Raw genomic sequence first — 14,544 nt, forward strand, 5'->3', positions numbered from 1 at the left:
ATCGCTCTAAGAATTTGTAAGCGCAACTTCGAAAAGAGACACCTCCGCAATTTCCAAATGAGACTCGTCTCTTGAGGACGCCCCTGCCGCGATCCAATGCTGCTCTTCGAAGCCCGACTTATCCCGCCAACCAGCGGACGGTCAACTTAGCTGACCGTCCACTCCTCGGTAGTGTAGCCTTCGTGGCCCGCCGTTAACTCTGGACAGCGGCGTCGATCTTGGATCGTTGATCACGGCGGACTTGCCACCGAGCAGCAAGAGCCGTGATCGCCGGCAAAACGAGCAATGTGAGCACGGTCGAGGTGATCAGTCCGCCGATGACCACGGTCGCGAGCGGCCGCTGGACTTCGGCACCCGTACCGGTTGCCAATGCCATCGGCACAAATCCGAGACTGGCGACTAACGCCGTCATCAACACGGGGCGCACGCGCTGCATCGCGCCACTGACGATGGCGTCTTCCTCGCCCGCCCCTTCTTCGCGTCGCTTGCGGATCGCGCTCATCATGACAAGGCCGTTGAGCACCGCCACGCCCGACAGCGCGATAAACCCGACCGCCGCGGTGATCGAAAACGGGATGCCGCGCAGGAGCAGCGCGAACACGCCGCCGGCGAGCGCCATCGGCACCGCGCTAAAGACGATCGCTGCCGGCACGAGCCCGCCGAGTGCCATGTAGAGCAGTGCGTAGATGGCAACGAAGCAGATTGGCACGACGATCAGCAAGCGCAGCCGGGCCGATTGCAGGCTTTCGAATGTGCCGCCCCAGGCTGTATACATGCCGGGCGGAAGATCGAGGTTGCCGATCTTCGCCTGCGCTTCCTGCACAAATCCGCCCAGATCTCGGCCGCGGACGTTGACCTGCACGACCACCATGCGCTTGCCGTTCTCGCGGCTGATCTGGTTCAGCCCCTGGGTGTAGCTGAACCGCGCCACTTCGCGCAGCGGGATCGAGCGGGCAATCTGGCCATCGGCCGCGGGCAGCATCACCGGGATGGCGCCGAGCGTTTCAAGATCGTCGCGCTGGGCGTCGGGCAAGCGAACGACCACCGAGAATCGCCGGTCACCTTCAAACAACAGCCCCGCCTCACGGCCTCCCAGTGCTGCGGCGACGGTACTGGCGACCTCCTCAACCGTCAGTCCGTAGCGCGCCGCCGCGAGCCGATCGATCTTCACATCGAAGGTCGGCGCACCGTCAGTCTGTTCGGCGCTGACGTCGCCCGCGCCGGGTATCGTGCGCAATACGCCGGCGATGCGCTTGGCCTGCGCGCTCATCGCATCAAGATCGTCGCCGTAAAGCTTGACCGCGACATCGGCGCGCACGCCCGCGATCAGCTCGTTGAACCGCATCTGGATCGGCTGCTGGATCTCGGTGCGGTTGCCGATCAGCGGCTTCATCCGCTCCTCGATCCGCCGCAGGATATCCTCCTTGGATTTGACCTCGGCGGGCCATTCGCTCTCGGGCTTGGGGATCACATAGGTGTCCGAGGCATTGGGTGGCATCGGGTCGGTGCCGAGATCGGCGTTGCCGTTCTTCGAGAAGACCAGCGCCACCTCGGGCAGCGTCTTCAGGGCGTTTTCGATCTGCAGCTGCATCTGGGTCGACTGGTCGATCGATGCGGAGGGCACGCGGAAGTTGGTGACGGTGATGTCCTTCTCGTCGAGCTGCGGCATGAACTCCTCACCGAGGAACCCGAACGCGAACACAGCCGCGGCAAACACGCCGACCCCACCGAGAATGAACGGCATCGGGCGCGCGACCGCCTTGTCGAGCAGCGGGGCGTATTTCTCCTTGAACCAGCGGATCGGCTTGACCTCGGTCTCGCTGACCCGGCCCTTGATGACGATCGCGATCATGGCGGGCACGAAGGTGATCGACAGCACGAATGCGCTGGCCAGCGCGACCATGAGCGTGATCGCCATCGGCGAGAAGGTCTTGCCCTCGACCCCCTGGAAGGTGAGCAGCGGCACGAACACGAGGAAGATGATCAGCTGACCATAGACGGTCGGCCGGACCATCTCCTGCGCCGCCTCGATCGTCTCGCCCATCCGCTCCTCGAGCGTGAGCAGACGGCCTTCATGCTCCTGCCGCTCCGCAAGGCGCCTGAGCGCATTCTCGACGATGATGACCGCACCGTCGACGATCAGGCCGAAATCGAGCGCGCCGAGGCTCATCAAATTACCTGATACGCCGAGCCCATTCATGCCCGCCGCCGTCATCAGCATGGTGATCGGGATGACCGCCGCCGTGATCAGCGCGGCGCGGACATTGCCGAGCAGCAGGAACAGGATGACGATGACGAGCAGCGCGCCTTCGACCAGGTTCTTCTCGACCGGGGCAATAGTCGCGTTGACCAGTTTCGAGCGGTTATAGACCGGCTCGGCGAAAACGTCAGGTGGAAGGGCCTTGTTGATTTCGGTGAGCCGCTCGGCCGCGCTGTTGGCGACGATGCGGCTGTTCTCGCCGACCAGCATCAGCACAGTCGAGATGACCGCTTCCGATCCCATGCGGCTGCCCGAACCGGTCCGCACCGCGCCGCCGATGACGACCTGACCGACATCCTTGACGCGCACGGGGACGCCCGCGCGGGTCGCGACGACGGCCTGCTCGATCTCGTCGATCGATCTGAGCCGCGCATCGGCGCGGACGAGGAAGCTCTCGCCCGCGCGCCGGACATAGTTGGAGCCGGCCGAAAGGTTCGCCTTCTCCAGCGCATCGGCGAGGTCGGTGATCGATAGGCCGTAGGTCGAAAGCGCATTGAGGTTCGGCTCGACCAGATATTGCTTCACATAGCCGCCGTTTGAATCGACGCCGGCGACGCCTTTCACGTTGCGCATCTGCGGACGGATGATCCAGTCCTGCACCGTGCGCAGATAGGCCGCCTTGGCGAGTTCGGTGGTGAGCCGCTCGCCCTCGGGCGTCAGGTAACTCCCGTTGGACTGCCAGCCGGGCTTGCCGTCGGTATGTTCGGCGCCGCCCTTGCCGTCGGGATGCCGGAACGCGACCGAATAGAAGAAGATCTCGCCAAGCCCGGTGCTGAGCGGTGCGAGGTTGGGCTGGATGCCGGCAGGCAGGCTGTCCTTGGCCTGGGCGAGACGCTCGGTTACCTGCTGTCGCGCGAAATAGATGTCGGTCGTGTCCTCGAACACCGCCGTCACCTGGCTGAAGCCATTGCGCGAGAAGGACCTGGTCATCTGCAGGCCCGGAATTCCGGCGAGCGCTGTCTCGACCGGGAAGGTCACCTGCTTCTCGATATCTACCGGTCCAAGCGTCGGCGCAAAGGTGCTGATCTGCACCTGCCGGTTGGTGACATCGGGCACCGCGTCGATTGGCAGCTTGGTGATCTGCCAGGCGCCGAACGCGACGACCAGCAGGGTGAGACACGCAACCAGCCAGCGGCCGCGCACCGAGAGTTGGAGGATGCGGCCGATCATTCCGCCGACTCCTTCTCGAGTTCGGCCTTGAGCAGGAAGGCGTTGATAGTCGCAATCGGCGTGCCGGCCTTTAGCCCAGATACGATTGCAACCAGTCCGCCGCTGCGGCTGCCGACCTCCACATTGGTCGCCTTGAAGCCGTTCGCCGTGCGGACGAACACGACCGTTCGGTCGCCGACGGTCTGGACCGCGTCCTGCGGCACCATCACGCCATCCTTGGCGGCGCCACCGCTGCCGAAGATGCGGGCCTGTATGAGCTGGCCGGGTGCCAGCATCGACACGCCGGCACTTGGTTCGATGACCACCGTCGCACCGCGCGTGTCGGGATCGACCACGCCCGTCGAAGACCGCACCCGGCCTTCGATGATCTGGCCGTCAGCCAGGCTGAGTTCGACGCGATCTCCCGCACGGACACGCGGCGCATCGGCCGACGGCAGGCTCGCCGTGATCTGGAGACGGCTGGGATCGGCCACTCGGAACAGCTCGGTCTCGGCCGAAACGAACTGGCCAAGGTTGGCGGGAGCTGCGGTGACACGACCTGAGACCGGGCTGGCTACCACCACCGATCGCCCGTCACGCGCGACCCGCGTTGCGCCGGCGGCAGCGCTGGCGCGCATTGCGTCGGCGCGGGCGACCGCGAGGTTGGCTTCAGCCGTTTCATAGTCCGCGCGCGGCGAGACGCCCTGCGCGAGCAGGCTGCGCTCGCGCGCCAGTTGCCGGGCCGCGAGCGTCACCCGCGCGGAGGCAGCAGACTGGTCTGCGGCGATCGCCGAGGCATCGCGACTCTCGACCAGCGCCAGCGTCTCGCCGGCGCGAATGGGATCGCCGATCCGCTTGAAGATGCGGCTCACCGTGCCGGCGGCGCGCGAGGTCAGCACCGCCTCCGCGTCGGGCGTCGCCTCGAGCGTTGCGGATGCCGCGATCGCCGCGTCGAGTTCGCCCGAGGCAGCGGGCGCGACCGAGATCTGCGAGGTCTTGATCGCCTCGGCGGTCATCGCGACGCTGTCCGATGGCGCGGCCGATTGTTCGGCGGCTGCTTCGACCTGTGGTGTGGGAGCGGTCAGGCGAGCAATGCCGAACCCGGCGCCGGCAGCCAGCACGAGCGCCAGCGCAGCGCCGGCAGTGAGTTTCTCATTGGCGTTCATTGGATGGGTTCCCCCGTGATGGTGCGGCCAGCGAGGCGAGCTAGGCGTGCGCGCGCTTCGAACCGGGCGGTTTCGGCGTCGAGAACGGTGCTGCGGGCGGTGCCGAGACCGTGGCGGGCGGCGAGCAGTTCGACGAGCGGCGACTTGCCTGCCTCATAGGCGATGCGGGCGAGACGATAGGTCTCGTCGGCGGTGGCAAGCGCGCCGCGCGCGGCGGTCACCCGGCTTTCAGCGGCGGAGCGCTCGGCGGCCGCCGATTGCGCTTCGGCACGGGCCTCGGCGCGTAGCACCGCAAGCCGGGCTTCGGCGGCATCGACCTCGGCGCGCGAGGCGGCGATGTTGCCGCGGTTGCGGTCGAACAGGTGAAGCGGAATGGTCACGCCGCCGAGCACCGCGGTCGCACCCTCATATTCCAAGCGGCGCACGCCCACGCTCGCGGTGATGTCGGGTGTCGCACGGCGGCTTTCGACATCGAGCCGGCGCGCTGCGGCCGCGCGTTCGGCTTCGGCGACGAGCAGCGCGGGACTGGCCGTCGGATCGACTGGGCCAACCATGTCCGGGCTGGGACCGGTATCGAGCAGCGATTCAGCGAGGCTGGCAAATGGCGCATCCGCTCCGACCAGTGCCGACAGCCGGACATAAGCGGAGATGCGGTTCGCTTTGGCGAGATCGAGCTGGGCGCTGACCTCGTTGAGCGCCGAGCGTGCCTGGAGCGCGCGGAGCCGCGTTTCCTTGCCCGCACCGACCAGCGCTTCGGCTGCCTTCAGGTCGCTCTGCGCTTCCTCGACTTCGTCTTCGGCAAGGCCAACGCGCCGGTCACCGATTTCGGCGGCGGCGTAGGCGCGTGCGAGATCATAGGCGAAAACGACCCGGGCATCGCGGTCGCGAGCACGCGACGCGACCACGCCGGCTTCTCCGGCAGCGATCCGTGCCGAGCGCTTTCCGCCCAGTTCGATCGGCTGGCTATATTGCAGCGTCGTCTCGGCGCGCCCGAACCCGGAATAGGGTGACGATCCCGCCACATTCTCGGTCATCACATTGATACTCGGATTGGGCCGTGCGCGCGCCTGATCGCGCAGCCCTTCGGCCTGGCGGACGCCGGCTTCGCTTACCGCGAGCCGCGGAGCGTCCTCGCTTTCACGCAGCAGCGTGGCGAATGGCGGCGCTACCTGCGCATAGGCGCTCTGGGCGACCGCCATGAGGCAGGTCGCGGCCAGCATGCCGGCAACCGCACGCCGCGGCAGCCGGCCTCGAAAGGCTTGCATCGGTATTTCCCCTTGAAGGCTTGAAGATCGGGCGCGCCAGACGGGCGCGCGACTTCAGCCTCGCGGGGGTCTCAGGAGTCCGTCGGGGTGGATCGCGCCGGGCGCCTGCGGGCCGGCAATGCTCCACTGGAGCGGCACCGGCTTGAGCATCGCAGCCAGCACGGGCTGGCGCGGTACATCGATCGTCTGGATCACGGCGTGCGCCGCCATGTGCAGGACATCCGCCATGTCGGGCGTCTTGCTTGGCGCATGCTCGTGATGATCGCGATCGACACTGGTTGCATGAACTGCGGCATGGCTGTGCGGCATGCCATCGTGCCACGTCGATAGCGCCAGCACGCCGATCATTGCGAACAACGCCATAAGCGCGGCGACGCGCCCGAGCGCGCCACCGGAGCCGAAGCGCCGCGTGGAGATCGACATTGCTGTCATACGACAAGACCTATCGCGAGAGCTGTGAACTCACAAGACGAACGCGCGATCATTGGCGCGGCCAATGCTGGTGCAGATCGTCGATCACGAAGACATGGCTCTGGTTGCCGCCGCTATGATCTTGGCGAAGATGCGGATGGTCCGGGCCAAGCGTCTCGTGATCATGCGCGATCTCTTGCGGATCGCTCTTCGGCCATAGCGCGACGGCTGCAAAGAACCCGATCCCGGAGAGACCTGCCATCGCGGTCAGCGCCGCGGGCATTCCAATCGTCGCGCCAAGCTGGCCGACCAGCGGATAGGCGATCAGCCAACAAACATGGCTGAGCGCGAACTGGGCGGCGAACAGCGCGGGCCGGTCTCCGGCGCTGGCCGAGCGACGCAGCAGGCGCCCCGATGGCGTGACGCTCATCGAATAGGCGATGCCGAGCAGCGGCCATGTGAGCAACAGCACCGTCCAGCCAATCCGCCCGCCGCCCGCGGTCGCGCCCCATGTGGCGAGGCCGGCGAGCATGACGGTCAGCAAGGCGGCGGCACTCACCATCACCGCGCGATCGGCAATACGATCGAGAACGCGCGGCAACAGCAGCGCCGCGAGCATCGAGCCGCCGCCATAGGCGGCAAGCGCCAGGGCGACCTGCGACTGGCCGAAGCCGAGTCCGCGGACGATGACGACGGTGTTGACGATGACCATCGCGCTCGCCGCGGCCGCAGCAAGCGTCACCGCGAGCAGGCCGCGCAGGCGCGGTGTCTTGAGATAGATACGGATTCCGCGGGTCGTCTTGTCGTAGATGCCAGTATCGGCCTTCGGTGAAGCGGCGCTCCTGGCGAGGCCTGATGAGACCACCAAAGCCGCCGAGGCGAGGAACCCGATCGCGGTCCCCGAGAACAGCCAGTGGAAATTGATGATCGTCAGCAATGCCGCCGCGAGCATCGGGCTGGTCAGGCTCTCCATGTCATAGGCCAGCCGGGACAGCGACAGAGCGCGGGTATAGTCGCCCTCGTCGGGGAGCACGTCGGGGATGGTTGCCTGGAACGTCGGCGTGAACCCTGCGGACGCGGCCTGCAGCACGAAGATCAAGACATAAACCTGCCAGACCTCGCTGACGAACGGCAGGCAGATCGCGACCGCCGCGCGGACCAGATCGAGCGCGACCAGCAGCGCCTTGCGCGGCACGCGGTCGGCGAACGCGCCGGCGATCGGACCAACGCCGATATAGGCGACCATCTTGATCGCCAGCGCCGTGCCAAGCACCGCGCCCGCATCACCACCGGCGATGTCATAAGCGAGCAGGCCGAGGGCGACCGTCGCCAGGCCGGTCCCGACCAGCGCGATGAGCTGGGCGAGGAAAAGATGACGATAGGTCCGGTTGGCGAGCACGGTAAGCACGCCCGCCCCATATCCCCCTGGGGGGATACATGTCTATCCCCCCAGGGGGATATTTTCTCGACAGTCGGTCGCCTGCATGCGATGCTATCTCATGGCCCACTATGCACACTCCAATCATCCGGCGATCATCAAGCGGCTGAACCGTGCCGCTGGTCACCTGAAAAGCATCGTCGGGATGATCGAGGAGGAGCGGCCGTGCGTCGATATCGCGCAGCAGCTCCAGGCGGTCGAAAGCGCGATCGCCAGCGCGAAGAAGGCACTGATCAACGATCATATCGACCATTGCCTCGTCCATGCCGAGGAGGGTGAAGGACCGGCGGAGGCGATCGCGCAGTTCCGCGCGATCTCCAAATATCTCTGACCAATGCGCTTTCTTGCGCAGAGCTTTCTTGACAGTCGCGGGCTCCGGAGGCTTATTCGCGGCATGGGGATCGCGATCACCCCATGAGGCGACAGGCTGAAGCATCGCGTCCTTCTTGATAACTCAAGGACGCATCATGCCTGCGCTCAATTCCATCCAAGTCGACAAACTATTTCGCCTGATCGGCACGCCCAAGGCGCCGGTCATCATCGATGTTCGCACCGACGAAGACTTCGCCGCCGATCCGCGCCTCATTCCCGGTGCGATGCGCCGACCCTGGGCCGAGGTCGCCAACTGGGCGGGCGGCTTCCGCGGCAGGCCGGTCGTGGTCGCGTGCTGGCAAGGCCACAAGCTCAGCCAGGGCGCTGCCGCATGGTTGCGGCAGGATGGCGCGGAAGCTGAAGCACTCGACGGCGGCGTCAAGGCGTGGGTCGATGCCGGTTATCCGCTGGTGCCCGAAGCGATCCTGCCAACGCGCGATCCGCAGGGTCGTACCGTGTGGGTCACACGCGCGCGGCCGAAGGTCGATCGCATCGCTTGCCCTTGGTTGATCCGCCGCTTCGTCGATCCGAACGCGGTCTTCCTGTTCGTTGCGCCCGGCGAGGTGGTCGGGGTCGCAGACCGGTTCGGTGCGGCGCCGTTCGACATCGAGGGCGACGGCATCCGCTGGAGCCACGACGGCGATCGCTGCACCTTTGACGTGATGCTCGACGGGCTCGGCCTGGCCGGGGTCAAGCCGCTTGCCCATCTCGCCATGATCGTGCGCGGCGCCGATACCGGGCGTCCCGATATCATTCCCGAGGCAGCGGGGCTGGTCGCGCTGTCGCTCGGTCTGTCGCGCATGTATGCCGACGATCTCGAACAACTCGACGCCGGAATGCTCGTCTATGACGCGCTCTATCGCTGGTGCCGCGATGCGACCGGGGAGACCCATGACTGGGTCTCGCATCAACCGAAAGGCGCGCGCGCGAAGCCGGTGACGGCATGAGCACCGCATCCGTGGAAGTGGGCGTCGCGTCGTCGCGGCAGCCGGGACCGGTCGCGCCGGTCACACTTGGCGAAGCCTTCTGGGTCTGGCTGCGCATCGCCGCGCTCTCGTTCGGCGGTCCCGCCGGGCAGATCGCGGTGATGCACCGCATCCTCGTCGACGAGAAACGCTGGATCGGCGAGCATCGGTTCCTGCACGCGCTCAACTATTGCATGCTGCTTCCCGGTCCCGAGGCGCAGCAGCTCGCTACCTATATCGGCTGGCTGATGCACAAGACGCGTGGCGGCATTGTCGCCGGCGCGCTGTTCGTGCTGCCCGGCGCGGTCTCGATCATGGCCTTGAGCTGGATCTACGCGCTCTACGGCCGGGTCGGCATCGTCTCTGCCTTGTTCTTCGGCCTCAAGTGCGCGGTGCTCGCGGTGGTGTTGCAGGCGGTCGTGCGGATCGGCAGCCGCGCACTCAAGAACACCATCATGCGCGGGTTGGCAGTGCTGGCATTCCTGCTCATCTTCTTCCTCGGCGTGCCGTTCCCGGTCATCGTGCTCGGCGCTGGCCTGATCGGCTATTTCGGTGGGCGCGCGGGGATCGCCGCGTTCCAGGTCGGCGGCGGGCACGGCGCGGCCAAGGGCGAGATCGTCGAGGATGCCGACACGCTGCTCGGCGAGGCGCTGCCCGCGCACGCCAATCCCACGATTCGTCAGTCGCTGCGCCAGGCGGTCGTCTGGATGGTGCTGTGGCTGGCACCGGTTGCGGTGCTCTTATTGCTCCTCGGGCGGACCAATGTGTTCAGCCAGATCGCCACCTTCTTCTCGACCATGGCGGTGGTGACGTTCGGTGGTGCTTACGCGGTGCTCGCCTATGTCGCGCAGCAGGCGGTCGAGGGCTATCACTGGCTCAGCCCGACCGAGATGCTCGACGGTCTCGGTATGGCCGAGACGACGCCCGGACCACTGATCATGGTGCTCCAGTTCGTCGGGTTCATGGGCGCCTATCGCAATCCGGGGATGCTCTCTCCGTTGCTCGCGGGGACGCTCGGCGGACTGCTCGCAACCTGGGTAACGTTCATTCCCTGCTTCCTGTGGATCTTCCTCGGCGCGCCGTTCATCGAGCGGATGCGCGGCAACAAGGCGCTCTCCGGCGCGCTCGCGGCGATCACCGCGGCTGTCGTCGGCGTAGTGCTCAACCTTGCCGTCTGGTTCGCGATCCACACGATCTTCCGGCAGGTGCGGCCGCTGCGGGCCGGCCCGATCGAGTTCGACATGCCGATGCTGACCAGCGTCGATCCGTGGGCGCTCGCCATCTCGCTTGCGGCGATCATCGCCATGTTCCGCCTGAAGGTCGGTATCTGCCTGACGCTCGGCGGCGCTTCGGCCGCAGGCGTCGCCCTTCACCTCGCCGGGCTGGTCGGATGACCGGCCACAGCCATTTCCAAAGGAGACGCCCATGACTGACCCCACGATTGATCGCCGCAACCTTCTCGCCGCCGGCGCGATGGTGACTCTTGGTGCCGCCGCCCTCGGTTCGGCCGAAGCCGTGGCACAGGCTCCGGCCGCGGCCGGTCCCGCCGGCAAAGCGTTCGCGCCGCAGCCCGTTCCGCTGCCGTTCGATCCGAAGTCGATCACCGGCTTGTCCGAGCGGCTGCTCGTCAGTCATCACGACAACAACTACGTCGGCGCGGTGAAGCGGCTCGGGGCGATCAGCACGCAGTTCGCGGGGATCGATCCGATCAAGGCGCCGGGGTTCACGGTCAACGGCCTCAAGCGCGAGGAACTGATCGCCTGGAATTCGATGATTCTGCACGAGCTCTACTTCGCTGGCCTTGGCGGAACGTCGCGCCCGGGTCGCATGCTTGGCCAGCTGATCGAGCGTGACTTCGGCAGCTTCGATCGCTGGGCAGCGGAGTTCACCGGGATGGGCAAGGCACTCGGCGGAGGATCGGGCTGGGTGCTGCTCCAGTGGAGCCACCGCGACAACCGGCTGACCAACCAATGGGCCTCCGACCACACCGCGACCCTCGCCGGGAGCACGCCGCTCCTCGCGCTCGACATGTACGAGCATGCCTACGCGATGGATTACGGCGCCAAGGCAGGAGACTACGTCGATGCGTTCATGCGATCGATCGCGTGGAGCCATGCCGACACGTTGGCCAGCCATTTCGGTGGCGGTTAAAAAGACGCCCGCCAACGAAGCTTTCGCTCTGTCTGTTCAATATTGAGGGAGCTCATCGCAGAGCGATGGTTCCTTTGGTTTGTCGACAGCGAGCGTCGTTATGAGCCGGGGCAGCGTTGAGCTGTGTGGAGGGCTCCACACTGCCCCGGCTCATAACGACGGTTGGGCAGCCCTATCGCCAGCGAGAGTCTCGTTTCTAACTTGCGCGAGAATGTCTCTTTTCAAAATTGGTTTAACAGAATTTGCGATTGTGGCACGTGTCCGCATCGGCCTATTCCGGTTTGAATGCGAAGTTACTCAATGATATGATGTCGGCGGTAGAAAGTCGCCCATGTTTGATACGATCACATACGCATTCACCAAAGATCTACCCGGCGGCCCAATCTATAGGCCGGCCGATCCGATGCCGCATGAGATCAATTCCGACGAGAGCGATGACGATACTAGCGAGCTTTCGCGTGGCCGCCTGATCGGTGGCGTGATTTCGCTTGTCCTGCTCGTGGCGACGGGTGCCTATCTTTACCTGACGCTCTGACCGGTCCTTTACTTCCGCAAGTTCGGATCGGTGAAGAAACCGCGATTGAGTTCGCGGCCGACCTCGGATTGTAGATCAACATTCGCGCCACCGCGATTGTTACGGGCGGCTTCCGCTGCCGCCCGATCACCGTCCAGCTTCGCCTGTCCATCAGCGATCATGCGGGCAGCGGCGCCAGGGTCGCCGCCTCCCCCACCGCTACCGATCCCGCTAACCCCGCGCGGATTATAGGAGCCGCGCACATCGCCGGCGTCGAGATCGATCCGCGACACGTCGACCAGCGACGGGTCCTTGATATCGCCGCTGATCTCGGACCAAAGCGCGTCTCGTTTTTCCTGTGCCCACTGTTGAATCAATTGGTCACGGACCGCGCGCTTCTGCGGCGTTAAGTCGGTCGCCCAAAGCTCGGGCGCATCAAGGTTGGGATGAAGGGCCTGTTGCAGCCTGTACCATTGCGCAAGATCCTGGCTCATATTCTCGCTGAGCTGCATCCCGTGCGATTCGGCGAAGCTCGCATCGCGCGCGAGGGATTGCGATAGCTCTTCCATACGCCGCGCGGCCTCGGAATAGGATCGTGCCCGCGAAAGGGCGTCCTCGGTGCTCACCGAGGACGATGACGTCACCGATGACCGGCTGAACGAGCCTGAACGAACATAAGTGCCGTCGGATGTGCTAGCTCCGCTGCCGTTGGAGTGCTCGTCGCGCACACCGCTTGAAGACGAGCTGGAGCTGTCGGAGGAACGCGTTTGATCCGTGCCATAGCGAAGATTGTCGACCTGTTGCCCGGTCTTGCTGACCCCAAGGGAACCGCCGACATTGGGAAGAAGTCCCCCGCCGCCTGCCCGCCCACCGCCACCCTTACGACCTCCGCCGCCGCCGATGCCGCCATTGATCCCGCCGGTCACCTGATCGAGCGTGCCGGCTGACCGATCACGGCCCATCGAGATCCGATCGGTCAACCCGGTCGAGGAGCGCTCCTCTAGGCCCTGCGAGCTCGACCCGGTAACACGATCGAACTTCTCGACATTTGTATTTGCGGTGGACCCGCTTCCAGATTCAAAGCCTCTGGATCGCTCGGACGAGACCCCAAACGCACTTCGGTTCGTGTGTGTGCTGGTCAGAATATCCTGCGCGGCATTCTCCCACGCTTGCGCTTGGCGATGCGCCGCGCTCGACATTTCCCGCCATTCCGCGACGGTGCCGCTGTTCATGGTTGGCGTGAACCCCAGCCGCGAGATCGCGCCCGACATGTCGATGACATCTTGTCCATTGCCGAAGCCCGACACCACGGCGCCGTTGTCCTGGCGCCAACCCACGCTGGTCGCACCGCCCGTGAAACTCGGCGCAATCGACCATTGGTCGCTCTGGCGCATGTTCGACGTCGCATTCGCCCAGCTCACATTGCCGTAAGAATAGTTTCCCGTGGTCTGTTCCAGCGCGGCAGCCTCGGCGGCGTTCTGTGCCGGCGCAAGCATCGAGGTCGCCTGGCCCGCGATCGACATCGCGCCCCGTGCAAGACCCGCGGCGAGAAATGGGATGCTCATCAGCATGAAGCCGGCGATCGTCGCAGTCTCTCCATTCACGGCGCCGATGCCGGCATAGGTGCCCAGCGTGACGCCGCCGGGCGCGACCCCCGCGGCGGCGGCCTCGGCTCTTGTCATGCAGATCATGTGCAGGATGACATAGAGAGGCCCCCAGGCTGCGAGATAGAAGAAGCCCATCGCATAGCCCTTCAGGGTCGCGAGACCCGTTTGCGGCATCAGGAACAATGGGAATATCACCGGGAACATCGCGAAGAAGACCACGGTCAGCACGATGTTGAGGATGGGCACCCAGGCCATCGCCTGCTGTGCGATCGAATTATAAGTGTTGCGTGCCTGAATGTCGGCGCGGGTCTGCGCGAAGGTGTCGATCGTCGCCGCGCCCGATCCGCCCGCCATGCTGTTGCGGGCTTGCATGAAGGCGTTGATCGCCGTGTTCTGCCGCATGGAATCGCTGTAGTTGCTGCCCGAGCCGGTGAACGCGGCATTGGCGATCGGCAGATCGTGCCTCAGCTTGTCGGCCGCCAGCGCGTTGCTCAGCTTCGGGTAAAGCTCCTTCCCCCAGAACGGCGTGTTCGCCTCGATCATCGGCGCCCACCGCGCATTTAGCATGTCGTAAGCCTGCCGGCAGGTGACGATCGCGCTGGTGACGGTCCCATCGCCCTGCCGTTCGAGCCATTCCTGCGATCGGGCTTCCGAGCCGGGACCGATTTCCGCCCAGAGATCCTTCGATTGCGCCAGGACGGTCAGCGACTTCCGGTAGAGCATCACGTCCCCGAAGACGCATTTCTTGAAATGCTCCTCAAGATTGGTCGAGAACTCGGCATCGCGGATCACGAAGTTGCGAGTGGCGTCGAACAGGCGCGCGCCATAGACCATGCCGTTGGTCGAATAGTTGAGCTCGCTCGGCATCACGAAAACGGTCTCGGCCGTCCGCGTCAGCCAGTCGCCAATCTGCGTGGTGAAACTTGCCAGAACACCAAGCCCGAGCGGCACGTTCGCGACCGTTGCCGGTGCCAGTGACGGATTGATCCGGTCGGTGACCTTCACGTCGATGGTCGGCACCATGAGGCAGAGATAGATCGCCGTCGATTGCAGAAACCAGTTCATCCACACGCGAAAGTTCATCGTGAAGGCGACGACGAGCAGAGAGTAGATGAGCCCCATCACCATCACGACGCGGAGGAGCGAGCGGTATCCACCTCCCCCGGACCAGGCAGCGACGGCGTTGAAGGTGTTGACGAGATATTCCCCGCCCCCGACCGTAAAGACCTCGAGCATCGCGCCGGCT

11 protein-coding genes are annotated in these 14,544 nt (G+C 65.2%); 5 read left to right on the forward strand and 6 right to left on the reverse strand.

What is annotated here, in order from left to right:
* Positions 1-193: 193 nt before the first annotated feature.
* The 5 genes from FE851_RS22280 to FE851_RS22300 are packed head-to-tail and all read right to left on the reverse strand — an operon-like array spanning position 194 to position 7,659.
* The gene (locus tag FE851_RS22280) at positions 194-3,430 is read right to left on the reverse strand and encodes an efflux RND transporter permease subunit (RefSeq protein WP_145206770.1); all 3,237 of its coding nucleotides are present in this window, start codon (positions 3,428-3,430) and stop codon (positions 194-196) included.
* Complete coding sequence (locus FE851_RS22285) at positions 3,427-4,575, reverse strand: efflux RND transporter periplasmic adaptor subunit (protein ID WP_066701119.1); 1,149 nt, start codon at positions 4,573-4,575, stop codon at positions 3,427-3,429. The genes FE851_RS22280 and FE851_RS22285 overlap by 4 nt, the downstream gene beginning before the upstream one ends.
* Complete coding sequence (locus FE851_RS22290; protein WP_145206771.1) at positions 4,572-5,840, reverse strand: TolC family protein; 1,269 nt, start codon at positions 5,838-5,840, stop codon at positions 4,572-4,574. The genes FE851_RS22285 and FE851_RS22290 overlap by 4 nt, the downstream gene beginning before the upstream one ends.
* Positions 5,841-5,894: 54 nt before the next feature.
* Entirely contained in the window at positions 5,895-6,263 is a 369-nt protein-coding gene (locus tag FE851_RS22295) for a hypothetical protein (RefSeq protein WP_066701121.1), read from the reverse strand.
* A gap of 58 nt (positions 6,264-6,321) precedes the next feature.
* Positions 6,322-7,659: an MFS transporter gene (locus tag FE851_RS22300; protein ID WP_066701122.1), complete on the reverse strand. Its 1,338-nt coding sequence runs from the start codon at positions 7,657-7,659 to the stop codon at positions 6,322-6,324.
* A gap of 91 nt (positions 7,660-7,750) precedes the next feature.
* Here FE851_RS22300 and FE851_RS22305 point away from each other — a divergent pair, with 91 nt between their 5' ends.
* The 5 genes from FE851_RS22305 (at position 7,751) to FE851_RS22325 (ending at position 11,712) form a co-directional block, all read left to right on the forward strand.
* Positions 7,751-8,020, forward strand: coding sequence for a metal-sensing transcriptional repressor (locus tag FE851_RS22305; RefSeq protein ID WP_066701123.1), 270 nt, complete (start codon positions 7,751-7,753; stop codon positions 8,018-8,020).
* Between the two features lie 136 nt (positions 8,021-8,156).
* On the forward strand, positions 8,157-9,008 hold the full coding sequence (locus FE851_RS22310) for a chromate resistance protein ChrB domain-containing protein (protein ID WP_066701124.1): 852 nt from the start codon (positions 8,157-8,159) through the stop codon (positions 9,006-9,008).
* A complete protein-coding gene (gene chrA, locus FE851_RS22315; RefSeq protein ID WP_066701125.1) occupies positions 9,005-10,420 on the forward strand; it encodes a chromate efflux transporter in 1,416 nt (471 codons plus the stop codon). Before FE851_RS22310 ends, chrA begins: the two co-directional genes overlap by 4 nt.
* Before the next feature lie 31 nt (positions 10,421-10,451).
* The gene (locus FE851_RS22320; RefSeq protein ID WP_083216031.1) at positions 10,452-11,177 is read left to right on the forward strand and encodes a superoxide dismutase; all 726 of its coding nucleotides are present in this window, start codon (positions 10,452-10,454) and stop codon (positions 11,175-11,177) included.
* Between the two features lie 331 nt (positions 11,178-11,508).
* Positions 11,509-11,712: a hypothetical protein gene (locus tag FE851_RS22325; RefSeq protein WP_066701126.1), complete on the forward strand. Its 204-nt coding sequence runs from the start codon at positions 11,509-11,511 to the stop codon at positions 11,710-11,712.
* Between the two features lie 8 nt (positions 11,713-11,720).
* On the opposite strand, the gene FE851_RS22330 is transcribed toward FE851_RS22325, so the two are convergent.
* On the reverse strand, positions 11,721-14,534 hold the full coding sequence (locus FE851_RS22330) for a conjugal transfer protein TraG N-terminal domain-containing protein (protein WP_066701127.1): 2,814 nt from the start codon (positions 14,532-14,534) through the stop codon (positions 11,721-11,723).
* Positions 14,535-14,544: the final 10 nt, after the last annotated feature.

The organism is Sphingobium sp. B2 (genome assembly GCF_007693735.1).
Classification (GTDB): Bacteria; Pseudomonadota; Alphaproteobacteria; order Sphingomonadales; family Sphingomonadaceae; genus Sphingobium; species Sphingobium xenophagum.

Coding starts and splice junctions, on each gene's coding strand:
- FE851_RS22310 (WP_066701124.1), top strand. CDS start 8,157: ATGCCTGCGCTCAATTCCATCCAAGTCGACAAACTATTTCGCCTGATC.
- FE851_RS22280 (WP_145206770.1), bottom strand. CDS start 3,430: ATGATCGGCCGCATCCTCCAACTCTCGGTGCGCGGCCGCTGGCTGGTT.
- chrA (WP_066701125.1), top strand. CDS start 9,005: ATGAGCACCGCATCCGTGGAAGTGGGCGTCGCGTCGTCGCGGCAGCCG.
- FE851_RS22320 (WP_083216031.1), top strand. CDS start 10,452: ATGACTGACCCCACGATTGATCGCCGCAACCTTCTCGCCGCCGGCGCG.
- FE851_RS22295 (WP_066701121.1), bottom strand. CDS start 6,263: ATGTCGATCTCCACGCGGCGCTTCGGCTCCGGTGGCGCGCTCGGGCGC.
- FE851_RS22330 (WP_066701127.1), bottom strand. CDS start 14,534: ATGCTCGAGGTCTTTACGGTCGGGGGCGGGGAATATCTCGTCAACACC.
- FE851_RS22285 (WP_066701119.1), bottom strand. CDS start 4,575: ATGAACGCCAATGAGAAACTCACTGCCGGCGCTGCGCTGGCGCTCGTG.
- FE851_RS22305 (WP_066701123.1), top strand. CDS start 7,751: ATGGCCCACTATGCACACTCCAATCATCCGGCGATCATCAAGCGGCTG.
- FE851_RS22325 (WP_066701126.1), top strand. CDS start 11,509: ATGTTTGATACGATCACATACGCATTCACCAAAGATCTACCCGGCGGC.
- FE851_RS22290 (WP_145206771.1), bottom strand. CDS start 5,840: ATGCAAGCCTTTCGAGGCCGGCTGCCGCGGCGTGCGGTTGCCGGCATG.